Below are 23,893 nucleotides of genomic sequence, written 5' to 3'. Positions count from 1 at the left end.
TTTGTTAACTAACTCACAACCTTAAGCATATTTCACTCTTAAAATAGCGTAAAAAACCACTTAGAGGGTCAATAAAGCTAATTTGCTTCGCTAGTAGCTGCATTGGCTGCGCGTAATCATCCTGCTCAGTTACTGTTTGCAAGTGTGGGTAGAGCGGATCATTGATAATTGGCGCACCTAAAGCTGCCAAGTGCACACGCAACTGATGTTTACGCCCGGTCACTGGATAGAGGCGATAGCGCCAAATATCGCCGTACTGCTCGCACACCTCAATCACTGTCTCACTGTTGGCCACTCCAGCGGCTTCTTGCATACGAAAAAACTCTTGCGCTGGCTCAAGTCGACTGCAGTATCGGTACGGCCACTGCTGATCTGGCAATGCTGCTGCCAGCGCCTCATAACATTTAAATACTTTGCGCTGGCGAAACAAGCTTTGGTAGGCGTCTCGACTGCTGGGATTCACTGAAAACAATACGACGCCTGCAGTTAAGCGATCAAGGCGATGAATCGGCACGATATTAGGGTTATCAAAGCGCCTCATCAACCGCCGCAATAGGCTCTCTTCAACATAGCGTCCAGCCGGCTGTGTTGCTAAAAAATGCGGTTTATCAACAACCAATAAGTGTTCATCGTGCTGCAAAATAGTTTCCGAAAAGGGAACCCTTGCCTCATCTAGCACTTCACGAAAGTAATACACCAAGGCACCTGCTTGGTAGGATGCATTGGGCTGCAGACTGCGTCGCCGCTCATCTAAAACCTTACCTGCAAGCATGCGCTGTCGCCATGTATCACGACTGATTGTAGAAAAATGCTCTGATAGAAAATCCAATAGCAGCGGATAAGCGGCATGCGGTAGGCGCACCCTGCTTGCGCCAAACAAATGAGAGTCCGTCATGCCAACAGATTAATGCACTGTATGCCCTGTTGGGTCTTCTTCATCTACTTCGCTGCTAGACTCTTCCTCTGCTATGTGCCCTGCTGCCATTAAACCGGCATGAAACATCTCTTTAGCGACATCAATGTAACTGGCTTTTAAAAAGCCGCGTGCTTCGCTGGAAAAAGTCAGGGTCACTAAAGCCGTATCTTCTTCCGAGCGGCGCAAAACAATTCGGCCATCAGGTAATTCAACAATTTCCAAAAACGCACTGGACATAAACAACTCTTAAAAATCAAATAAAACATGCAGGGCCGCTATAGCGGCCCTGTAATCAATACAGCGCTAATTCATTTCTTGCGCTTATCTTCAACCTGCCATTTCTTACCATCGTAAAAGGCTTTCCAACCGCTGGGTTTGCCTTCAATTTCCGACTGCACATATTGCTCTTTATTTTTACGACTGTAGCGAATAACCGCAGGCTCGCCATCTGGATCATGGGTCGGAGCAGTGAGCAAGTAATGGTATTTAGGATCAATCTCCGCTTTGTGCGGAATCAATTCCAGCACCAAAGGCGCACGGGTTTCACGCTTCTTTGGAAACTGGCTGGCCGCCAAAAACATTCCAGCTGCACCATCACGTAGCACATAGGTATCATCAACTTTCTGGCACTGCAACTCTGGCATCGGTACTGGGTCCATCTTTGGCGGTGCTGCCTCACCGCTGCGTAACAGCTTGCGTGTGTTCTTACACTCAGCATTAGTACAACCAAAATACTTGCCAAAACGACCGGTCTTTAGCTGCATCTCGCTGCCGCACTTATCGCACTCAAGGCTTGGACCCTCATAGCCTTTAATACGGAACTGCCCCTCTTCAACTTCGAAGCCTGTGCAATCTGGATTGTTACCGCACACATGCAGCTTGCGCGTCTCATCAATCAAGTACGCATCCATTGCGGTGTCACACTCAGCACAACGATGCTTATTACGCAACAATAAGGATTCAGACTCACCCTCATCGTCAGCGGCAATTTCATCACCTGGCACAAGGTTCATGGTTGACTTACAACGTTCCTTAGGTGGCAATGCGTAGCCAGAGCAACCTAAGAACACACCCGTTGAAGCGGTGCGAATCATCATCGGGCGCCCACATTCTTTACATGGAATATCAGTCAGGGTTGGCGTGTTCTCACGCATGCCGTTTTCACTAGAATCAGCCTGCTCAAGTTTTTCTTTAAAATCTTTGTAAAACTCATCAAGCAGCTGTTTCCACTGCAGGGTACCGTGCGCCACACTGTCTAAGCGCTCTTCCATTTGCGCGGTAAAGTTGTAATCCATCAGATCAGAAAAACTTTCACTGAGGCGTTCAGTGACAATATCGCCCATTTTCTCTGCATAGAAACGGCGGTTTTGTAAAGCCACATAACCACGGTCTTGAATGGTCGAGATAATTGCTGCATAGGTCGAGGGTCGGCCAATACCCTGTTTTTCCAACTCTTTAACCAAGCTAGCTTCACTGTAACGCGCGGGCGGTTTAGTGAAGTGCTGTGTCGGATCAAGCTTGAGCAAGCTCAATACATCGCCTTTTTTCAAATCAGGTAGCACTGCATCTTCACCAGCCTTACCCTGCTGCGGCTGCACTCGAGTGTAACCATCAAACTTCAAAATACGGCCACGGGCACGTAACTCAAACTGTGCAGCCTCAACCGTCAAACTGGTGGCAATATATTCAGCAGCCGGCATCTGACATGCAACAAACTGACGCCAAATCAACTCATACAAGCGCTCAGCATCACGCTCCATACCCTTAAGCTGAGCAGTCTGGATATTGACGTCAGACGGGCGAATCGCCTCGTGCGCCTCTTGTGCGCCCTGCTTGCTGCTATATAAAACCGGTTTTTCCGGTAAATACTTGCCGCCAAACTCTTGATCAATAAAGCTGCGCACCATTTCGATGGCATCGTTAGAGATGTTAGTTGAGTCAGTACGCATATAAGTGATGTAACCCGCTTCATAAAGCCGTTGCGCCATCATCATAGTTTTTTTCACGCCAAAACCTAAGCGGGTACTGGCTGCTTGCTGCAGAGTGGACGTGATATAAGGCGCACTGGGGCGACTGCTGGTGGGCTTATCTTCACGCTTAACAACCGCATAGGATGCTTTCTTTAAAACTGTTAATGCTGCATCGGTCTGGTCTTTATTTTCCGGACGGAACGCTTTACCCGCCTCACGGATCACTTCAAAACGTGTATTAAGCTGCTCAGCATTGCTTAAGTCAGCATGCACCTGCCAAAACTCTTCAGGGATAAAAGCGCGAATTTCTTTTTCACGCTCCACCACCAACTTAACCGCAACCGATTGCACACGTCCGGCTGATAGACCACGGGCTACTTTCTTCCACAGCAGCGGCGAAACCATAAAGCCAACGACGCGATCTAAAAAACGACGAGCTTGCTGGGCATTGACCTGATCAATGTTGAGTTGTCCCGGCTCAGCAAATGCACCTTCAATTGCTTTTTCTGTAATTTCATTAAACACCACGCGCTTATAGCGGCTGTCATCACCGCCAATGGCTTCGCGCAGGTGCCAAGCAATGGCTTCCCCTTCGCGGTCCAAATCCGTTGCCAGATAGATGGTATCGGCGCCTTTGGCAAGGCGGCGCAGCTCTTCAATAACTTTTTCTTTACCCGGTAAAATTTCGTAACGGGCCTTCCAGTCATTTTCAGGATCAATACCCATTCTGGCAACTAAGGTGCGCATGGCTTTCTGCTTGGGCGTGAGTTCGGCAGTATCAGCCGCTTTGCCACGCTTAGCTGGCGCTTTACCGGAGCCGGAGCCGCTTGTCGGTAAATCACGAATATGACCCACGCTCGACTTCACCACATACTCATTACCTAAGTATTTGTTGATTGTCTTCGCCTTTGCAGGGGACTCTACGATAACCAGCGATTTACTCATTGTTCAGAATATTCCTGAATTAAATAAAGTGATATGCCTATACCAGCGCTTGTGAATATCACATAAAAATACGATAACGTTGCCTACAGTGACGCTATATATAGGTTGTAACCTGCATAGGTCAAGTTTTTGCGCAATTTGATTACAGTTTTATGCTTGTGCCAACACTGATTTTTCGGCACTGAGCAAGGCAAAACGTGGCTGCATTTGACCGGCAACCTCAACCTCTTCCACAAACATTGTCAAAGGCCGCACCCACATACCAAAAGCGCCATATAACGCTTGATAAACCACCATCAACTCTTCAGTTTCAGAGTGCTGCGCAACGGCAAAAACTCGGTATTGCTGACCTTTATAATGCTGATAAATACCTGCTTGTATATTCACTGTAGATCCATAATAAAAAAAGCCGAGGCACAAGGGCCCCGGCTTTCGTATTTAATCTGCGCTTACACGCGTTCAAATACCGTAGAAATACCCTGACCTAGACCAATACACATGGTGGCCAAGCCTAACGTACCACTATTTTGTTGCATAACGTTGAGTAACGTACCGGAGATACGTGCACCCGAGCAACCAAATGGATGACCCAGAGCAATCGCACCACCGTGCAAGTTAACCTTTTGCTCCATTTTATCAAGCAGCTTTAGGTCTTTAAGGACCGGCAATGCTTGCGCAGCAAAGGCTTCGTTGAGCTCAACGAAATCAATATCATCCATCGTTACACCAGCACGCTTCAATGCTTTGTGGGTGGCTGGCACTGGACCATAACCCATGATTGCTGGATCAACACCAGCAACTGCCATCGAACGCACCACGGCCATTGGCTGAATACCGAGGTCTTTTGCGCGCTGTGCTGACATCACGATCATGCATGACGCACCATCAGTAATTTGCGATGACGTACCTGCAGTGACAGTACCGCCTTTCGGGTTAAACGCTGGGCGCAATCCTGCCAAACTTTCCAGTGTTGTTTCTGGACGAATGGTTTCGTCGTAGTCAAACACTTTCAAAAAGCCATCTGCATCGTAGCCTTCCATTGGAATAATTTCGTTTTTGAAATTGCCTTCAACGGTGGCTTTCTGTGCTAAACGATGCGAACGCTCACCAAAAGCGTCTTGCTGTTCGCGGCTGATGCCGTGCATTTTACCCAGCATTTCAGCGGTCAAACCCATCATGCCTGAGGCTTTAGCAGCATACAGCGACATATGCGGGTTAGGATCAACACCGTGCATCATGCTGACGTGCCCCATGTGCTCAACACCACCAACCACAAACACATCACCATTGTTGGTTTGAATGGCCTGCACAGCAGTGTGTAGCGCGCTCATGGACGAGCCACAGAGGCGACTCACCGTTTGCCCAGCACTGGTGTGTGGAATATCTGTCATCAATGACGCCATGCGGGCAATGTTCCAGCCCTGTTCTAGGGTTTGGTTGACACAACCCCAAATGACATCTTCAACTTCAGCTGGATTGACTTTGTCATTACGATTTAACAAACCAGTGATTAAGTGCGCTGACATATTTTCAGCACGTGTGTTGCGGTGCATGCCACCTTTCGAACGACCCATAGGGGTACGTCCGAAGTCGACAATCACTGCATCTCTTGGATTCAAGCTCATTTCTTTACTCCCGCTCTAATCTGTTCACGATTAACCGAAAAAAGTTTGACCGTTTTTGGCCATTTCGCGCAATTTCTCGGTCGGGTGATACAGCGCACCCAAGTCAGCGTATGTGTCTGCTAAAGCAACAAACTCAGCGACACCAATGCTGTCGATGTAACGCAAGGCACCACCACGGAAAGGTGGGAAACCAATACCGTAAATTAAGCCCATATCTGCTTCTGCAGCGCTGTCAACAATACCATCCTCAAGGCAACGTACTGTCTCCATGCACAATGGAATCATCATCCAATTGATGATGTCTTCATCTGTCACTTCACGCTTTTCGTAAACAATCGGCGCCAAAACTTCAGCAATGGCATCATCCACGACTTTCTTTGGCTTGCCGCGCTTATCAGTTTCATAGGCATAGAAACCTTTGCCATTTTTCTGACCCAAACGATCGGCTTCATACAGTGCATCCACTGCAGAACGCTGATCATCTTTCATACGATCAGGGTAACCTTCAGCCATCACTTCACGGCCATGGTGCCCGGTATCAATACCCACCACGTCCATCAAGTAAGCAGGACCCATCGGCCAGCCGAATTTTTCCATGACTTTGTCAATGCGCACAAAATCAACGCCAGCACTGATCAGCTTGGCAAAACCACCGAAGTACGGGAACAGTATGCGGTTGACTAAGAAACCAGGGCAGTCATTGACAACAATAGGGTTTTTACCCATTTTTTGCGCATAAGCAACAGTGGTTGCGACCGCTTCGTCAGATGAATGCTCACCACGAATCACTTCAACCAAAGGCATCATGTGCACTGGGTTAAAGAAGTGCATACCAACAAAGTTTTCTGGGCGCTTGAGCGCTTTAGCCAGCAAGTTGATGGAAATAGTCGAGGTGTTAGACGCAAGAATAGCGTCTTCGCGTACATGCTGCTCAACTTCAGCCAGCACTGCTTGCTTAACTTTGGGGTTTTCAACAACGGCTTCAACCACGATATCAACATGGCCAAAATCACCATAGGACATGGTTGGGCGAATCGCATTCAGCGCTTTAGCCATGGCTTCAGGCTCAATACGTTTGCGCTCAAGACGCTTAACCAGCAATTTAGCGGCTTCATCAAGACCTAACTGAATACCCTCTTCACGAATATCCTTCATCAGGATTGGTGTGCCTTTCAGAGCAGACTGGTACGCAATACCGCCACCCATGATACCTGCACCCAAAACGGCTGAGAGTTTGACCTCTCGCGCAATTTTTTCATGTGCTTTAGCTTTACGCTTCAGGGCTTGGTCATTTAAGAACAGACCAATCAAGCTTTGTGCAACTGAGGTTTTAGCCAGCTTAGCAAAGCCTTTAGCCTCGAGCTCTAACGCTTTATCGCGGCCATGATTGGCAGCTTTTTGAATGGTTTTAATGGCTTCTACTGGCGCCGGATAGTTCGGGCCTGCTTTGCCAGCGACAAAGCCTTTAGCCGTTTCAAAACTCATCATCTGCTCAATGGCATTGAGTTTGATTTTTTCCAGTTTAGGCTGACGCTTTGCTTTGTAATCGAGCTCACCAGCAATCGCACGCTGAGCTAAATCAACAGATGCTTCTAACAATTTATCCGCAGTAACCACTGCATCCACAGCACCTACCTTTAGGGCTTCTTCTGCACGTGCTTCTTTACCGGCAGCAATCCACTCAATGGCATTATCAGCACCAGCAACACGGGTTAAGCGCACCGTGCCGCCGAAACCTGGGTAGATACCCAGCTTAACTTCTGGCAAACCAATTTTAGCGCTGTCGGCCATGACGCGATAATCTGCGGCCAAGCACATTTCAAAACCACCGCCTAAGGCGATGCCATTGATTGCGACAACGGTTGGCACATCCAAGTCTTCAAAATCATTAAAGATTTGGTTTACTTCAAGGTTGGCAGCAACCAGCTCTTCTTCAGAGAGCTTAAAGTTATCCACAAACTCTGTGATATCTGCTCCAACGATAAATACATCCTTAGCACTGGTCACAACCACGCCTTTAACAGCGTCATTGGCTTTGATTGCATCGACTGCAGCACGCAGCTCGGTCAGTGTAAGGCGGTTAAATTTGTTGACGGACTCGCCCTTGAGGTCAAAATTTAATTCGACGATGCCACTTTCAAGAGCCTTCACCGTGATGGCTTTACCTTCGTAAATCATCAACTGATCTCCACGATATGGAAGCTGAACAGTTACACGTAGGCCACTGACAGCAATTAAACAATGTGCATAGCACGTTGTGTAGAACTTACCAGCATACTTGCTTGCTGACCCATGTATCCAAATACAATACACAGATCCTTACCAATATGCATTTCATACGCCCGTTTGATTTGGGGTGTGCACACATTCAGGGAATTTTTCCTCTTTGTCAATTACAAGGCCTGAAGAAATATCTAAAATGTGTGCCACTTTGTCGCAAGTCATTGGTTTTATAAGGCACAAAAATTCACTTGGCGCATGCGCAGCCCCGAGTTTTATCTAAAGCAACATTCCTGCTTACAGCTATAGCCAAATAAAGCGTGAAGCGGTAAAGTCGAAAAAGGTGCAACGACACCTTTCAATAAAAACAATAAATATTACGCATATTTGGAGCTTCCGATCATGAAGAGCCCTGTCATCGCAGTGTGTTTAACCACGCTCATTACCCTATCAACACCACTGATCGCCGCTGATACACAAGCACCACCCGCCTATACTGAGAGCCAAAACACATTCAATCAGCTGTTCCAGATGCGCTTAGCGATACAGCGAAGCATTGGCGCTTTTTATATGTTCAATGGACAAGAGCAAGATCAACAGTATGCAAAAACAGCCGATGAGAATGCTATCCAAGCCACTCGCTACGTGCGGAATCTAACCACGCCCAACAGCCCTAGCGCTCAGGATCTAAAAGCACAATTACTTAATGACGTTAACGCCTACAGCGCACAACTTGATAGGCTTATCAGTGCCATACAAGAGCAAGGCTATAGTGATCTACAGCCAGTGGCTGACCTCGCCGCATTAAACAGCAACATTCTTAAAAACAGCGAAGCGTTGGTGCACGTGATTGGCCAAGAGCAGCACTACACTGCACCTGAATTAACACAGTTGGCGCGTGAGCAAAGTTTGCTGATGCAAGGTATTGCCGCAGATTATGCGGCACGCAGCGCTTCGGTTGGCGCCTCTTTTTTTGCTGATGGTGAGAAACAACCGCTTGATCAGCTCAGCAAACAATTCGCACGTAACCTTTCTTTTTTACAAGAACACCCAAGCAATAACCCCAGCACCAAGCAATCATTACGTGCAATTGAAGTGAAGTGGCGCTACATTGAAAACTCATTAAAAAATTATAATGAAAACAGCGTACCTTTCGTGATTGATAAATACGCACGTAGTATCACGCAAGGCCTTGAGCAGGTAGCTGCTCAATATGCGCTTTTAAATATTTAAGCTTAGCCGCGCTCTTTGAGCCTCGACATAGAGCGCCTACGGAGACATGTATGGCGTATTCGCACCTGCTTATTGCTATTGATCTAACAGATGATTGTCATCGCGTTTTGGATAAAGCAAGCAAACTTTGCCAAGCTTTATCTGCGCAAGCCACATTGGTTCACGTTGTTGAGCCGCTAACGATGGCTTTCGGTGGTGACGTGCCGATGGACTTATCGCTGCTGCAGCAGCAGCAGACCGAGCAAGCGCAAGAAAAACTCAACATCCTCGCTGAACAGCACCAACTGCTCAAAGAAAATAATTGCCATTTATGTTTTGGTCAGCCACGCAAAGAAATTCATCAGCTGGCCACAGAGCACAATTGCGATCTAATTATTGTTGGCAGCCACGGTCGCCATGGTTTGGCCTTACTGCTTGGCTCAACCACAAATGACCTGTTATCGGGTGCGCCCTGTGACGTATTGGCAGTTGACCTAAAGGATCATGACACAGACGAGTGATACGAATCAAGGCATCTAAGCCGCTCGCTTACAGCCAGCAACTTGATGCCCTTTAAACATTAGTTCATGACCATGGGACGTATCTTTTGTAACTGCGTTTCTAACGAATAGGTCATGCTCGATGACATGGAAAAAAAACTTAAAAACGCTTTTAGATTAGTGTCTCCTGCACAGGCTGCATGAATACGATGCCAGAGCGCCTGATTGACCAACTGCAACGCTTTAAAATCGTCTGTTAATCCTGTCAGCTCCCAATCAGGCTCTTGTCCATCGCGCGCATTAAATAGCGCCCTCATCAAGTACATTGAAATTGTACGCAGAGCAAACTCATTACTGCTGGCAAAAGGTAAGTGATTGTGCGCCATAGGCTTAAGTTGGGCCAAAATAGGACAAGCTGATGTGGCCATAATAACGCCCAGCAATGAGCGTAAGCCTTCCTCCAGATTGACCAACTTACTGTACTCACGCTCTGAGGTACGCACATGCACCCAAGCCTTCTTAAAAGCAGGCAGGCCACTAAAATCCTCAACCACCGCCTGCAGATCAACCGCAGCCGGACAATGGCTGTGCTCACTGCTGCGCAACGGACAATTAACACACTGCTGATGCTCTAAGCGTGTCCATTCGTGAGGCGCATGTTGCTGCACAGCGCTAAGCTGATCGCGCTCCAGTTCAATTTTATAATTAAACGCATGCTCATCGTCCAGCGTAATTCGGTACTCTACAGCCATAGGTGTCCTCATTATTAGTGCTTAACCTTCTAACTCAGCCCAGCGCTCAATCAGCCCATCCAGCTGATTTTGTACGGTACTGATATGCGCCAAGACAGCCTCAGTAACATCCACAGGCTGCTGATAAAAATCAGCTTGCGAAACCTGCTGATGCAATGCCTCCAGCTCTGTTTCTAAGTCTTCGATTTGCTCAGGAATCGCGTCCAGCTCGCGTTGCAACTTATAACTGAGCTTCTTTTTAGGTGCTGCGTCATCGTCTGCTTCTTTGAGCAAGACAGCTTTCTCTGCATCGTTATTTGCCGCAGTTACTGTCGCCGCACGCGGCGCTTCAAGATCTTCAGTGACACCTAATAGACTGATGCTACCGCCTTGCCTGAGCCAATCATCAAAGCCGCCGACATATTCGCGCACTTTTCCAGTGCCATCAAAGACCAAAGTGCTGGTGACCACGTTATCAAGAAAAGCTCGGTCGTGACTGACAATCAGCACTGTACCTTTGAATTCCATCAACACTTCTTCCAACAGTTCGAGTGTCTCCACATCGAGGTCGTTGGTTGGCTCATCGAGTACCAATAAATTGGCCGGCCGGGTAAATAATTTGGCCAGCAGTAAGCGTGCACGCTCACCACCGGACAATGCTTTAACTGGGGTACGCGCACGTTGCGGGCTGAATAAGAAATCACCCAAATAGCTCAGCACATGCTTGCTTTGCCCATTAATCATGATGGTGTCACTGCCTTCACCCACGTTGTCAATCACGGTTTTTTCCGGATCAAGTTGGTGGCGCAGCTGATCAAAGTAGGCTACTTCGAGCTTAGTTCCTACTTCGATAGTGCCCTTAGTTGGCTGTAAATCACCCAGCAACAACTTCAGCAGTGTGGTTTTACCGCTGCCGTTGGCACCGAGCAAACCGATACGATCACCACGCTGCAAGACCATAGAAAAATCTTTAATCAGCTCAGGTCCGCCTGGGTGCGCAAAGCTGACTTTATCCACCACAATCACTTGCTTACCGGATTTTTCTGCAGTGCCAATATTAATATTTGCTGTGCCTTGCCGCTCACGACGCTGACTGCGCTCAACACGCAAGGCTTTAAGCTCACGCACACGGCCTTCATTGCGAGTACGGCGTGCTTTAATGCCTTGGCGAATCCAAACTTCTTCTTGCGCCAGTTTTTTATCAAACAGCGCGTTAGCAGTCTCTTCTGCCGCCAGTTGTTGCTCCTTATGCACTAAAAAACTAGCATAATCGCCATCCCAATCAATCAAATGGCCGCGATCCAGCTCGAAAATACGTGTGGCTAAGTTTTGCAAAAATGCTCGGTCGTGGGTAATAAAGAGTACTGCACCGGTAAAATTTAATAGTGCGTCTTCCAGCCAAGCAATTGCACCAATGTCCAAGTGGTTGGTCGGCTCATCAAGCAGCAGCAAATCAGGCTCCGCCACCAATGCTTGCGCCAGCAATACACGACGACGCCAGCCACCGGATAATTCATTCATTTTCTTATCGGCAGGCAGCTGCAAGCGACTTAAGGTGCTATCAACCAATTGCTGCAAGCGCCAGCCATCACGCGCTTCTAGCTCTTGCTGCACGTGCATCATCTTATTTAAATCTTCATCGGTGTGAATGTTTTGACTGATATGATGAAACTCAGCCAACAGCGCACCAACACCGTCAAGCCCATCTGATACCACATCAAAGATAGAGCGATCATCAGCAGGTGGCAGCTCTTGCGGCAGCTCACCAATCTTCAAACCTGGCGCGCGCCAGACTTCACCGCTGTCCGGCAAACGTGCACCTTTAACCAAGTGCAACATACTTGACTTGCCCGTACCATTGCGGCCAATGATGCACACGCGCTCGCCGCGCGCAATCTGCCATGACACCCCTTCCAAAAGAGGTGTCGCACCGTAGGCAAGTGATACTTGAGTTAATTTGAGCAAAGTCATTGTCGTTCTCCTAAAATCTGCGAGGTATTGTACAGCTTCACGCTAGGATTCGTTGGATATCTGCATTTAGCAGCCCGCTCCCCCCTATCACCGCTGTACACAAGCAGCTAAGCTATGCTGCCTTCGTCTCTGGACCTGTTGTCTATTGGCGTATTACTGGGCATTTTTTTCAGGGTTTTTTATGCGCAGTCGATATCTATTACCACTTATTTTGTTTGTCGCTCTCGGCCATAGCGTATCAATGGCCAGCGCCGCCACCTTGCAACAACAGCGCACGCTCTATAATCAAGCAAAGCTAGCACTGAGCAAAAACGATGCTTCAGTGTATTTAAATAACCGCTCAGCACTGCGTGACTATCCGTTGACGCCTTACCTGGCCTATGACGAGCTCACTCAACGCTTAAAAACTGCAAGCAGCGATGATATTGAGAAATTTCTACTTGAGCACGGTGATCTACCGCATATCAGGTGGATGAAACTGCGCTGGCTACGCCTACTCAGCGAGCGTCAGCATTGGTCGTTATTTTTAAAGTATTACAGCCCAGACTTGAACTTCACTGAGCTGGATTGCCATTTTGCTCACTACCAATTGCAACACGGCCAAGCTCCTGGCGCATACGCCAGTGCTGAAAAACTGTGGCTCAGCGCGCAATCACAGCCCAATGCCTGCGACCCCCTATTTGCTAGCTGGCGCGCTGCCGGACACATGAGCGAAGATAAAATCTGGCAACGCCTGATGCTGGCAACCGATGCTGGCAACTACGGTGTAGCACAATACTTAGTCACGCTGCTGAGCAGCCAACAAGAAAAAGGCAAGCTGCTGATTGACGTGGCGAAAAAGCCAAGCCTGCTCAAGCAAACCGAACGCTTTACTGCTCGCGACAACATCAGCGCAGCAGTGATTGCCCTGGGCCTACGCAAACTCGCTAGAGAAGATTTAGACACCAGCCTGCGCTTGCTTGAGCATTATGCTAAAGGCATCAACTTCAGCGCTGATGATCAACTGGCGCTGGCCAATGATATTGGCTTACGTTTAGCCAAGCGCTTTGATCCGCGCGCCTTAGCAGTCATGCAAAAATACGATCCGCAGCTTAAAAACACTAATTTAACTGAATGGCGCGCACGTTTATTACTGCGCTTAGGGCGCTGGAATGAAGCCTACCAGCTAACCCGTCAATTGCCCGAAGAGTTGAGCAGCACTAACCGTTGGCGCTACTGGCAGGCGCGCAGTTTGCAACTGGCGCAACCCAACAGCCAGCAACCTTTACTGATGTACCAGCCTTTAGCACGTGAGCGCGACTTTTATGGCTTTATGGCTGCTGACCGCAGTGAGCAGCCCTACCATCTAAAGCACCAGGCTTTACAGCTGCAGCCTAAAACCATACAAAAAGTACGTAACGCCGCCGGTTTACAGCGGGCTTTGGAGTTTAATGCGCGTGACGAGATCACTGAGGCACATCGCGAATGGTATCACCTAAGTAACTTTTTAAGCCGTGATGAGCTGGTCGCGCAAGCCCGTATCGCCTATGACATGGGCTGGTATTTTCCAGCCATTCGCACCATCACCAAGGCACAATATTGGGATGATCTCGAAATACGCTTCCCCATGGCGCACCAACAAAACTTTGTTGCAGAGTCAAAAACCCGTGGCATCCATTCCAGTTGGGCTTTTGCGGTAACGCGCCAAGAAAGCGCTTTTATGGTTCAAGCTAAATCCCATGTGGGTGCAATGGGCTTAATGCAATTGATGCCAGCTACCGCCAAAGAAACAGCGCAGCGCTATGGTATCCCTTTAGCCAATCCACGCAGCGCAGTGAATCCATCAACCAACATTCAATTGGGCACCGCCTACTTAAGCCAAGTGCTAGGGCAGTTTAAAGGTAACCGTGTCTTGGCGTCTGCCGCCTACAACGCTGGCCCCGGCCGTGTGCGCCAGTGGCTGCGTGATGCCAAGCACTTACCCTATGATGTTTGGGTGGAAAGCATTCCCTTTGATGAAACTCGTCTATATGTACAAAACGTACTGACCTATTCGGTGATCTACGGTGAGAAGCTTAATGTACCGGTACCGTTAGTGGAGTGGCACGAACGCTTTTTTGATGAGCAATAGCTTTGATCAACAACGGTGTTAATCAGCAATAACGTTGACCACTCTACTATAAGCCCCGACTTAATATGATGTGCTAAGCAGGGGCTTATAACGTACAGCTGCAATGTCATACATTGCTATCAGCCCGCATTATAAATTCTCATAACGGTTCATATCCAGCACACCTGCCTCAAGCGGTTCGCGCTCACGAATATGCTCAGTTAGGTCATGAAAGTACTGCCAAAACTCTGGGTGCGTGCGGCGAATACCCCAGTGTTCAACCACCTTACGAAAACTTTTTTCATCACTGACCTGCTGCAGTGCCATGACAAAAGCCGGTACAGCTTCGGCTTTGACATTAAAGATAAAGTTGGGGTAACTGCTGAGCACCTCAGGGTAGACAGTTAAAGTATCCAACCCCGGCTGATAACGGTATTGCTCACCCAGCATAAAGGCCACATTGCTGTGCGCGCGGTCACGTAACAGGCTGTACACTTCACGTTCACCGTTACTGAACTCAACACGCAGCATGCTCGCCTCAGGCAAGAAATTGATCGCCTTAAAGCCTGCTGCTGGGCGGTTACTTAAGCGTGATAACGCCTGTTCAACAGCAGCGGCATCACGGCTGAGCCCTTCGCGGTGACAAAATGCAGTAAAGCAGCGATTAATCGGATCAACCCGCGCATTGATGTCAGCGAAACGTTGCAAAGCGCGCTCAGCAAACACGCCAACACTCTTCACCTCAGGTAAACCAAGCGCACTTTTAGTGCTGTGATCAATTTTAGTGTAATCAAGCCAAAGTTTGACCTTACCACTGCGCTGGTACCAATCTTTGAGCACTTTGTCGCGCACTTTGCGTGGCATTAAGCGTAAGAAATTCACTTCAGAACCATTACGAATCAAGTCGAAATACAGCCGAGTTTGTGCCTGATGTGAGACACTGCCAAACACATCAAAATTAACAACTAATTGATAATAAGTGCGCTCCAGTAATGGAAAATCCATCAGCCACATGGTTTGCGGCACGCTACCAATTAAGCCTTTGCGCACGCTAGCACTGTCATGCTGGCGAAAGATACTGAGCAGTGCCTGATCATTGCCCGCCCAAATATGCGTCCAGTCTGGTCGTTCGGCATCTTTATAGCGTTTACGGCGTAAATCTTCATAGGCATTACGTTTTTTCTTATAGCGCCCCCAAAACCCTAGCAAGTCACTGATGTCATCAAACTGCCCTGGCATGGCCAGTAAAGGCGTCACCTTACGTCGATATTCGGGGTCTGTAATAAACACATCATGCTCTGGATCTTGAAAAAACGCCCAAAACTTATCGCGAATCACATCTGTGGCAATTTGACCACGACACACCGGCCCACGAATAAAGGTGCGCACAAAAAACTCAGCATCATCAAGCATAAATTGATAGCGTGCTTGCGCAGGAATCGCAGCGAAGGTGGCAAATGGGTTACTGCGCGAGAAAGCACCATAACCAGGGACTTTATTGGTACTCCAGTTATCACTTAAAAACAGTGACTTCACCCGTTCAAGCTTTTCAGGGCTCATCTCATAGGTGATATGAGTTTTGTGCACGATCACATCAGCCACAGGCACAAAGCGGTAGTACATTTGCACCCCAGGATCATCATTGGGCCGCCGCGTTGAAATTTCACGCACTGCCTCACCACTTGGCGTGCGCGAACGCAGCAAACGGAAAAAGTGCTTTTCATCACCTGCTGAGAAATGAATATGCGCCAGAAACAAATGCTCAAATAACCAACGGCTAACAATGGACTCGCGCGCACCTGAAGCATTTAAAAAGCTTTCCCATTGCTCAATTTGCTGCTGCTCTATGTCATTGGCAGTCCAAGGCTGCCAATCTACCTGCGCACCGGCCTGCAACCACTGCTCAATACGACTGTATTCTGCATCGTTTAAACCGGTCACCGCAAAGGGCATACCACTGTGCGGATTGTCTTGGGCAAACTGCGCAAACTCTTCAGGCTTAGCACACTGGTTATCGCGCAAAATACCAATATCTAAATCATCAGGTAAGCGGCTGTTCGGCTCAAACGGCTCTTGGCGACCCAACTCGAGCATCTTAGCTAAAAGCGCCGCTTGCGGCTGACCATCACCCAAGACATCAAAAAAGTCTTTTTTACGCCAACCATCTACACTGTGCGCATCCATAAAGATGCGTGTAGTGTCTTGCGCTTGTCTACGCCCACCATTATAGATTGGCAGTTTATGTGCACCGCGCTCAAGCCCTTCGCCACTGCCTAAGTTCAACTGGCACGGCGCATCATAGCAGGCATGACAAGCGACGCATTTTTCGGTAAATATCGGTTGGATTTGTTCACTATAGACTGTTTGATTGGCAAGTAATGTCTGACTAAAAACAACACTTAATAACCCTAAATACAACGCTCTCATAAGTTAGCAACTTATTAATTAATAATATAAAAACGAAACATATCAATAAATCCAGTGCAACGCTGCATCTATTGAAGATATACAAAAACTCAAAGGCACTTAATGTCCCTGCATCTCACTCAAGATGCAGATGTTTTGCTATCATTGCTGACTTTATGTTTGCACAGCATTGATTAGGTAAATACGCATGGCCAACCCTTTAGATCGTCAACACGCCCTTCAAGAAGCATTAAAGCAGCGCATTCTAGTGCTCGATGGTGGTATGGGGACAATGATTCAAAGCTATAAGTTTACTGAAGACGACTTTCGTGGCGAACGCTTTGCTGATTGGCCGCAAGACTTACAAGGCAACAACGACCTATTGATTCTGACCCAAGCCAAGCTGATTCAAGAAATTGAAAAAGCCTACTTGGATGCCGGTGCTGATATTTTAGAAACCAACACCTTCAACTCAACCCAAATCTCACAAGCGGATTATGGTCTTGAGGCCATTGCTTATGAGTTGAACTTTGAAGGTGCACGCATTGCCCGCGAAGTGGCTGATGCAAAAACCCTAGAGACGCCAGATAAACCACGTTTTGTGGCCGGTGTGCTGGGCCCAACCAGTCGCACCTGTTCATTATCACCGGACGTGAATAACCCAGGCTTTCGTAACGTCACCTTCGATATTTTGGTTGAGAACTACAGCGAAGCTACGCGCGGCCTGATTAACGGTGGCGCCGACATTATTATGATCGAAACCATTTTCGATACGCTCAATGCCAAAGCTGCTATTTTTGCTGTACAAGGCGTATTCGAAGAGTTGGATGTGACCCTGCCGATTATGATCTCCGGCACCATCACTGATGCCTCGGGACGCACCTTGTCTGGGCAAACCACAGAAGCCTTCTGGAACTCGATCCGTCACTGCAAGCCTATATCGGTCGGCTTAAACTGCGCGCTGGGCGCCAAAGAGCTGCGCCCTTACCTGCAAGAGCTCTCGGAAAAAGCCGACACCTACGTGTCTGCGCACCCCAATGCCGGCTTGCCCAACGCCTTCGCTGAATACGACGAAACTCCAGCAGAAACCGCAGCCATGATTGAAGAGTTTGCCGCCTCGGGCTTTCTCAATATCGTTGGTGGCTGCTGCGGTACCACGCCTGAGCATATTCGCGCCATTGCTGAGAAAGTGGCTAAGTACCCACCGCGGGTGATTCCAGATATTCCTAAAGCCTGCCGCTTATCTGGTTTAGAGCCCTTCACCATTGATCGCAATTCGTTGTTTGTCAACGTTGGTGAGCGCACCAATATCACCGGTTCCGCACGCTTTGCCCGCCTGATCCGTGAAGACAATTACACTGAGGCACTGGCCGTTGCTCTGCAGCAGGTTGAGTCTGGCGCTCAGGTGATTGATATCAACATGGACGAAGGCATGCTGGATTCCAAAGCAGCGATGGTGACCTTCCTCAACTTAATCGCCGGCGAGCCTGATATTTCGCGCGTACCGATCATGATTGACTCATCCAAATGGGACATTATCGAGGCGGGCCTAAAGTGTATTCAAGGTAAAGGCATCGTCAACTCCATCTCGATGAAAGAAGGTGTGGACGAGTTTATTAAGCATGCCAAACTGTGCCGCCGCTATGGTGCTGCCGTTGTTGTGATGGCCTTTGATGAGCAAGGCCAGGCCGATACCGCAGCACGCAAACAAGAAATCTGTGCGCGCTCCTACGATATTTTGGTTAACCAAGTCGGTTTCCCGCCGGAAGATATTATTTTTGACCCCAATATCTTTGCTGTGGCCACTGGGATTGAAGAGCACAACAACTACGCCGTCGATTTTATTGAAGCCTGCGCATGGATTCGCGACAACCTTCCACACGCTTTGACCTCGGGCGGTGTCTCTAACGTATCCTTCTCATTTCGCGGTAATAACCCAGTACGTGAAGCAATCCACTCTGTTTTCCTCTATCACGCCATTCAGAGCGGCTTGAATATGGGAATTGTAAACGCAGGTCAATTAGAGATTTACGATCAAATCCCTAGCGCGCTACGGGAAAAAGTTGAGGATGTAATTCTCAATTGTCACCCAGGGGCGACTGAAGCTTTACTGGCAATTGCTGAAGACTACCGCGGCGATGGCTCAGTTAAAGAAGTTGAAACAGAAGAATGGCGTAGCCTTCCTGTTAATCAGCGTCTTGAGCATGCGCTAGTTAAAGGTATCACCCAATGGATTGTGGAAGACACCGAGGAGTGCCGCCAACAATTTGCGCGCCCAATTGAGGTGATCGAAGGACCACTGATGTCGGGAATGAACATCGTTGGTGACTTGTTTGGCAGCGGCAAAATGTTTTTACCGCAAGTGGTTAAATCGGCGCGCGTAATGAAACAAGCGGTAGCCCATTTAGTGCCCTTTATTGATGCTGAAAAAGGCGACAAGCCCGAAGCCAAGGGCAAGGTTTTAATGGCCACAGTCAAGGGCGACGTACACGATATTGGTAAGAATATTGTTGCCGTGGTGCTGGGCTGTAATGGCTACGATATCGTTGATCTTGGGGTAATGGTGCCTGCGGATAAAATTCTAAAAACCGCCATTGCTGAAAAATGCGACATTATTGGTTTATCTGGTCTGATCACTCCGTCACTGGATGAAATGGTCAACGTCGCCAAAGAAATGCAGCGCCAAGATTTTCATCTGCCCTTGTTGATTGGTGGTGCAACCACCTCTAAAGCGCACACTGCGGTCAAAGTTGATCCCAACTACAGCAATGATGCTGTGATCTATGTAACAGACGCCTCGCGCGCGGTTGGCGTGGTGACCACCCTACTGTCAAAAGAGCTCAAACCTGAGTACACCCGTAAGATCCGTGAAGAATACGCACAAATGCGCGAGCGTATCGCCGCACGTACCGTGCGCACCAAACGTCTGACCTACGAGCAAGCCTTAGCCAATAAGCCCAAATTCCAATGGGAAGACTATCAAGCACCCAAGCCCAATGTGACAGGCACCCAGCGCCTGTACAATATTGACTTGGCTGTACTGACTGAATACATCGACTGGACACCCTTCTTTATCTCGTGGAACTTGGTTGGTAAATACCCTCGTATTTTCAAAGATGAGGTGGTCGGTGAGGCTGCGCAAAACTTGTTTGATGAAGCGCAGGTCTTACTGAAGAAAATGACTGATGAAAAGCTGATTGAAGCGCGTGCCACCTTTGCATTTTGGCCCGCTAATCAAGTCAATCATGATGACATTGAATTGTACGATGATGCCGGTCAGCCTATCGCAATGCTGCATCATCTGCGTCAACAAATTGAAACTGCCAATGGCAAACCCAATATGTGTCTATCTGATTTTGTCGCGCCAAAAGACAGCGGCGTGACTGACTATATTGGCGGCTTTATTGTCACTGCTGGAATTGGTGTGGATGAACTGGCTAAGTCCTATCAAGCGCAAGGCGATGACTACAATGCGATCATGGTGCAAGCGCTGGCGGACCGTTTAGCAGAAGCCTGTGCCGAGTGGCTGCATCAACAGGTGCGCACCACCTACTGGGGTTATGACACAGACGAAGCGCTCAGCAACGATGAGCTGATTCGCGAGAAGTACAAAGGTATTCGTCCGGCACCGGGCTACCCAGCCTGCCCTGATCACACCGAGAAAGGCACGCTGTTTGAACTGCTCGATCCCAAGCAAGACTTCGGTGTCAGCTTAACCGAGCACTATGCAATGTATCCAACCGCAGCCGTCAGTGGCTGGTATTTTGCCCACCCCAATGCCAACTACTTTGCCGTGGGCAAAATCGATAAAGACCAGGTGGAAAGCTACGCAAAACGCCGTAACAAAGACCTAGAGTACACCGAACGCTGGCTAAGCCCTGCCTTAGGCTACAACGAGTAAATCCTTTATATTACGGGCGGCTCTGAGGCCGCCCGTAACACATATGCCAAGGCTCTTAGCAAACCAGCACTACGAACACCCTTATATCAAAAAGAAATCATCTTATGATAAATAATTACTTTATCGCATAAGCAATGATTGCTACTGTAGCGACAATTCTGCGCTCAGTGCCAGACGCTTACAGCAGCTTGATACAGGGACAACCATGTATATTTACGACCAATACGATCAGCAAATTGTTGAAGATCGCGTGCGCCAATTTCGCGATCAAACCCGCCGTTATTTTGCTGGCGAACTCACTGAAGATGAATTCCTCCCATTGCGCCTGCAAAACGGCCTGTACGTACAGCGCCATGCACCGATGCTGCGTATTGCTGTACCCTACGGTTTGCTGGCGAGCAAGCAACTGCGCATGCTCGCACACATCACCCGCAAGTACGATAAAAGCTATGCACATATCACCACACGCACCAACGTTCAGCTGAACTGGCCTGCGTTAGAAGATGTACCTGATATTTTAGAAGAATTGGCCAGCGTGCAAATGCACGCCATTCAAACCAGCGGCAACTGTATTCGCAACACCACCACCGACCAATTTGCTGGCGTGGCACGTGACGAACAAGTTGACCCGCGTCCCTGGTGTGAAATTATTCGTCAGTGGTCAACTTTTCATCCTGAATTTGCTCGCTTACCGCGTAAGTTTAAAATTGCGGTGAACGGCTGCACACAGGATCGTACAGCAATTGAAGTACACGATATTGGCCTTGACGCAGTCATCAACGAGGCTGGCGAGCTGGGCTTTCGTGTATTAGTCGGCGGTGGCTTAGGGCGTACCCCCATTGTTGGCAGCTGCATTAACGAGTTTTTACCTTGGCAGCACCTGCTCGGCTACTTAGAAGCTATAGTGCGTGTCTACAACCGCTTTGGACGTCGCGATAACAAATTCAAAGCTCGCATCAAAATATTAGTAAAAGCACTGACTCCTGCCGTGTTTGCAGAGCGGGTTGCTGAAGAATGGGCGCATTTGAAAAACGGCCCTATAACCCTAACTGAAGAAGAAGTGCAACGCGTAGCTAAACACTTTAGCGATCCAGCTTACCGCACGCTAACCGATCAGGAAGAAGCTCTGGCGGCGCTGGATGCTGAACACCCAGGTTTTGCTCGCTGGCGCAATCGTAACGTGGTTGCGCATAAAAAACCTGGCTACGCTGCGGTGACCTTATCCTTGAAAAAAACCGGTATCGCACCCGGTGATGTTACTGATAAGCAGCTCGACACCATTGCAGATCTCGCTGATACATACAGCTTCTCAGAAGTACGCAACACGCATGAGCAAAATATCGTACTCGCCGATGTTGAGCAGAGTAAGCTTTTTGAACTCTGGCAGCAATTACGTGAGCACGGTTTTGCCACGCCCAATATCGGTTTACTGAACGATATTATCTGCTGCCCTGGCGGTGACTTTTGCGCTTTGGCCAATGCTAAGTCAATTCCCGTAGCAGAAGCCATTCAAGAACGCTTTGAAAACCTGGATTACTTATTTGATATTGGTGATCTTGACCTGAATATTTCCGGCTGTATGAATGCCTGTGGTCATCACCATATTGGTCATATTGGTATTTTAGGCGTCGACAAGAAAGGTGCTGAATTTTATCAAGTTTCAATCGGTGGCAATGGCGGCCGTGAAGCCAGCTTAGGAAAAATTCTTGGCCCTTCGTTTGCCCAAGAGGCGATACCTGATGTGATCAGCCAGTTGATTGATGTTTATATTGAGCAACGCACTGAAGAAGAGCACTTTATTGATACCTACAAACGCATTGGCATTGAAAAATTTAAGGAGCGTGTGTATGCGAGCAATCATTAAAAACACCCAAGTTATTAACGACCAATGGACATTGTTAAGCAGCGAGGCGCAGCTTGATCAGGCTCTGCAAACGCCCTCAGCCATTATTCCTTTTTCGCTGTGGCAACAAAACAAAAGCGAACTAAAGCATGTAAAGGCTTTAGGGGTATGGCTTGAAGCACATGACATTATTGAAGACTTAGTTGATGACTTGGCTCATTTCTCTGTGATTGCTTTGAACTTTCCAGTTTTCACCGATGGCAGACACTTCAGTAGCGCACGCTTATTACGTGAACGCTATGCATATACTGGTGAAATCAGGGCCATTGGCGATGTGTTTCGCGACCAATTGTTCTTCATGCAACGCTGCGGATTTGACGCCTATGCCGTGCGCGCTGATCGCTGCCCAATTGATGCACTGCAAGGTCTCACCGAGTTATCAGTAACCTATCAGGGTGCCTGCGATCAAGATGGTTTACCTTTATATCGCCGCAGAGCAGCCTAAAAACCCTATATTTTAACCATTAAAAAACCCCAGCTAGCTGGGGTTTTTTAATGACACAGACTGATTACTCAGGTTGTGCTTCTACAGATGCTTCTACACGGCGGTTAATCGCACGGCCTTCACGGGTTGCGTTATCAGCAACAGGACGGTCTTTACCATAACCTACTGCGTTGATACGCTCAGCTTCTACGCCATACTGGTTAACCAATGTATCACGTACCGCTGCAGCACGACGCTCAGACAGCTTCTGGTTATACGCAGCGTTACCAACTGAGTCAGTATGACCTTCAACAGTCGTTGCTGTTTGTGGGAACTGCTTCATAAACTCAGCGAGGTTTTCGATATCGCTGTAGCTGTCTGGTTTAACATCAGACTTGTCGAAGTCAAACTTAACATCCAGCTCAACACGTACAGGCTCTGCGGCTACTTCTTCGTAAACAATTGGCTCAACTGGCACTTCTACTACTGGCTCAACATAAGGCGCAGCAGCTGGCTTACCACCAAAGTTCACACCAATACCAACACCGGCCATCCACTCTGACTGGTGGTTATCAAAACCGTGTACGCCGTCTACGCCTGCTTTAGCAAATACGTTTTCAGTGACGTAGTACTTCACACCTGCGCCAATGTTGGCAAACGTTGTGCGGTCACGACCTGAAACTGGCTTTTGGGTTAGGCTCTGGTGACCCAAACCTGCTGACAGGTATGGACGCAGACCAACACCTGGCGTACCAAAATGGTACACAGCATCAAGCGAGGTTAAGCTACCGCGCGCTTTTCTGCTTTGCGTGCCCGGATGATCATGATTCAGGCTCTTGTACTCACCATATGAAAGGTTTAATGAAACATCATCAGTTAAGAAATACCCAACAGAACCACCGTAGAGGTTGCCGTCGTCCATATCGCGGTAGCTATCGGTGAAGTAACGCTTAGCGAATACTTCTGCTTCAACAGCACCTTGGCCTTGAGCGAATACGCCGAAGGAAGATGCAGCAAGCAGAGAACCAATGGCCAAACCCAAAGTGCTTTTCAATTTCATAATATTTATCCCTCATTATA

16 protein-coding genes are annotated in these 23,893 nt (G+C 48.3%); 6 read left to right on the top strand and 10 right to left on the bottom strand.

Features of this window, described 5'->3' with window-relative positions:
• Positions 1-13 precede the first annotated feature (13 nt).
• The 6 genes from FXF61_RS04715 to fadB all read right to left on the bottom strand — a co-directional run bounded on the left by FXF61_RS04715 (position 14) and on the right by fadB (position 7,634).
• A complete protein-coding gene (locus FXF61_RS04715; protein ID WP_151184172.1) occupies positions 14-895 on the bottom strand; it encodes a pseudouridine synthase in 882 nt (293 codons plus the stop codon).
• A gap of 9 nt (positions 896-904) precedes the next feature.
• Positions 905-1,153 carry a hypothetical protein gene (locus FXF61_RS04710; RefSeq protein ID WP_151184171.1) on the bottom strand — a complete coding sequence of 83 codons (249 nt, stop codon included), beginning with the start codon at positions 1,151-1,153 and terminating at the stop codon, positions 905-907.
• A gap of 71 nt (positions 1,154-1,224) precedes the next feature.
• Positions 1,225-3,831: a type I DNA topoisomerase gene (gene topA, locus FXF61_RS04705; RefSeq protein WP_151184170.1), complete on the bottom strand. Its 2,607-nt coding sequence runs from the start codon at positions 3,829-3,831 to the stop codon at positions 1,225-1,227.
• Between the two features lie 150 nt (positions 3,832-3,981).
• Positions 3,982-4,218 carry a DUF1653 domain-containing protein gene (locus tag FXF61_RS04700; RefSeq protein WP_151184169.1) on the bottom strand — a complete coding sequence of 79 codons (237 nt, stop codon included), beginning with the start codon at positions 4,216-4,218 and terminating at the stop codon, positions 3,982-3,984.
• Positions 4,219-4,280: 62 nt separating this feature from the next.
• Positions 4,281-5,456, bottom strand: coding sequence for an acetyl-CoA C-acyltransferase FadA (fadA, locus tag FXF61_RS04695; RefSeq protein ID WP_151184168.1), 1,176 nt, complete (start codon positions 5,454-5,456; stop codon positions 4,281-4,283).
• Positions 5,457-5,486: 30 nt separating this feature from the next.
• The gene (gene fadB, locus FXF61_RS04690; protein ID WP_151186011.1) at positions 5,487-7,634 is read right to left on the bottom strand and encodes a fatty acid oxidation complex subunit alpha FadB; all 2,148 of its coding nucleotides are present in this window, start codon (positions 7,632-7,634) and stop codon (positions 5,487-5,489) included.
• Between the two features lie 444 nt (positions 7,635-8,078).
• Between fadB and FXF61_RS04685 the strand changes: the two genes are divergently transcribed.
• Both FXF61_RS04685 and FXF61_RS04680 read left to right on the top strand, forming a co-directional pair.
• Positions 8,079-8,909, top strand: coding sequence for a hypothetical protein (locus FXF61_RS04685; protein ID WP_151184167.1), 831 nt, complete (start codon positions 8,079-8,081; stop codon positions 8,907-8,909).
• Between the two features lie 50 nt (positions 8,910-8,959).
• Complete coding sequence (locus FXF61_RS04680; protein ID WP_151184166.1) at positions 8,960-9,409, top strand: universal stress protein; 450 nt, start codon at positions 8,960-8,962, stop codon at positions 9,407-9,409.
• 59 nt (positions 9,410-9,468) lie between these two features.
• Here FXF61_RS04680 and FXF61_RS04675 read toward each other — a convergent pair whose 3' ends face one another.
• Together FXF61_RS04675 and FXF61_RS04670 are read right to left on the bottom strand one after the other, a co-directional pair.
• A complete protein-coding gene (locus tag FXF61_RS04675; protein WP_151184165.1) occupies positions 9,469-10,140 on the bottom strand; it encodes a hypothetical protein in 672 nt (223 codons plus the stop codon).
• A gap of 21 nt (positions 10,141-10,161) precedes the next feature.
• Positions 10,162-12,090 carry an ATP-binding cassette domain-containing protein gene (locus FXF61_RS04670; RefSeq protein ID WP_151184164.1) on the bottom strand — a complete coding sequence of 643 codons (1,929 nt, stop codon included), beginning with the start codon at positions 12,088-12,090 and terminating at the stop codon, positions 10,162-10,164.
• A gap of 181 nt (positions 12,091-12,271) precedes the next feature.
• Here FXF61_RS04670 and FXF61_RS04665 point away from each other — a divergent pair, with 181 nt between their 5' ends.
• Positions 12,272-14,200: a transglycosylase SLT domain-containing protein gene (locus FXF61_RS04665; RefSeq protein WP_151184163.1), complete on the top strand. Its 1,929-nt coding sequence runs from the start codon at positions 12,272-12,274 to the stop codon at positions 14,198-14,200.
• A 129-nt stretch (positions 14,201-14,329) separates the two neighbouring features.
• Here FXF61_RS04665 and FXF61_RS04660 read toward each other — a convergent pair whose 3' ends face one another.
• Entirely contained in the window at positions 14,330-16,606 is a 2,277-nt protein-coding gene (locus tag FXF61_RS04660) for a fatty acid cis/trans isomerase (RefSeq protein WP_151184162.1), read from the bottom strand.
• 187 nt (positions 16,607-16,793) lie between these two features.
• Here FXF61_RS04660 and metH point away from each other — a divergent pair, with 187 nt between their 5' ends.
• The 3 genes from metH to FXF61_RS04645 all read left to right on the top strand — a co-directional run bounded on the left by metH (position 16,794) and on the right by FXF61_RS04645 (position 22,834).
• Positions 16,794-20,486 (top strand): methionine synthase, encoded by a 3,693-nt coding sequence (metH, locus tag FXF61_RS04655; protein ID WP_151184161.1) that lies wholly within the window; start codon positions 16,794-16,796, stop codon positions 20,484-20,486.
• 205 nt (positions 20,487-20,691) lie between these two features.
• A complete protein-coding gene (locus FXF61_RS04650) occupies positions 20,692-22,350 on the top strand; it encodes a nitrite/sulfite reductase (RefSeq protein ID WP_151184160.1) in 1,659 nt (552 codons plus the stop codon).
• A complete protein-coding gene (locus FXF61_RS04645) occupies positions 22,334-22,834 on the top strand; it encodes a DUF934 domain-containing protein (protein WP_151184159.1) in 501 nt (166 codons plus the stop codon). Before FXF61_RS04650 ends, FXF61_RS04645 begins: the two co-directional genes overlap by 17 nt.
• Before the next feature lie 64 nt (positions 22,835-22,898).
• Here the strand turns inward: FXF61_RS04645 and FXF61_RS04640 are convergent, their stop codons facing one another.
• Positions 22,899-23,873, bottom strand: a complete 975-nt coding sequence (locus tag FXF61_RS04640; RefSeq protein WP_151184158.1) for an OmpA family protein — start codon at positions 23,871-23,873, stop codon at positions 22,899-22,901.
• Between the last annotated feature and the right edge of the window lie 20 nt (positions 23,874-23,893).

This window comes from Pseudomonas sp. C27(2019) (genome assembly GCF_008807395.1).
Taxonomy (GTDB): Bacteria; Pseudomonadota; Gammaproteobacteria; order Pseudomonadales; family Pseudomonadaceae; genus Denitrificimonas.
The sequence above is the reverse complement of the archived record's forward strand: the minus strand, read 5'-3'. Positions and strand labels throughout refer to the sequence as shown.

Bases quoted from the DNA above. Each gene is read 5' to 3' on its own strand.
- FXF61_RS04675 (WP_151184165.1), bottom strand. From the start codon at position 10,140: ATGGCTGTAGAGTACCGAATTACGCTGGACGATGAGCATGCGTTTAAT.
- FXF61_RS04650 (WP_151184160.1), top strand. From the start codon at position 20,692: ATGTATATTTACGACCAATACGATCAGCAAATTGTTGAAGATCGCGTG.
- FXF61_RS04660 (WP_151184162.1), bottom strand. From the start codon at position 16,606: ATGAGAGCGTTGTATTTAGGGTTATTAAGTGTTGTTTTTAGTCAGACA.
- FXF61_RS04645 (WP_151184159.1), top strand. From the start codon at position 22,334: ATGCGAGCAATCATTAAAAACACCCAAGTTATTAACGACCAATGGACA.
- FXF61_RS04680 (WP_151184166.1), top strand. From the start codon at position 8,960: ATGGCGTATTCGCACCTGCTTATTGCTATTGATCTAACAGATGATTGT.
- FXF61_RS04710 (WP_151184171.1), bottom strand. From the start codon at position 1,153: ATGTCCAGTGCGTTTTTGGAAATTGTTGAATTACCTGATGGCCGAATT.
- FXF61_RS04670 (WP_151184164.1), bottom strand. From the start codon at position 12,090: ATGACTTTGCTCAAATTAACTCAAGTATCACTTGCCTACGGTGCGACA.
- FXF61_RS04685 (WP_151184167.1), top strand. From the start codon at position 8,079: ATGAAGAGCCCTGTCATCGCAGTGTGTTTAACCACGCTCATTACCCTA.
- FXF61_RS04715 (WP_151184172.1), bottom strand. From the start codon at position 895: ATGACGGACTCTCATTTGTTTGGCGCAAGCAGGGTGCGCCTACCGCAT.
- fadA (WP_151184168.1), bottom strand. From the start codon at position 5,456: ATGAGCTTGAATCCAAGAGATGCAGTGATTGTCGACTTCGGACGTACC.
- fadB (WP_151186011.1), bottom strand. From the start codon at position 7,634: ATGATTTACGAAGGTAAAGCCATCACGGTGAAGGCTCTTGAAAGTGGC.
- FXF61_RS04665 (WP_151184163.1), top strand. From the start codon at position 12,272: ATGCGCAGTCGATATCTATTACCACTTATTTTGTTTGTCGCTCTCGGC.
- metH (WP_151184161.1), top strand. From the start codon at position 16,794: ATGGCCAACCCTTTAGATCGTCAACACGCCCTTCAAGAAGCATTAAAG.
- topA (WP_151184170.1), bottom strand. From the start codon at position 3,831: ATGAGTAAATCGCTGGTTATCGTAGAGTCCCCTGCAAAGGCGAAGACA.
- FXF61_RS04640 (WP_151184158.1), bottom strand. From the start codon at position 23,873: ATGAAATTGAAAAGCACTTTGGGTTTGGCCATTGGTTCTCTGCTTGCT.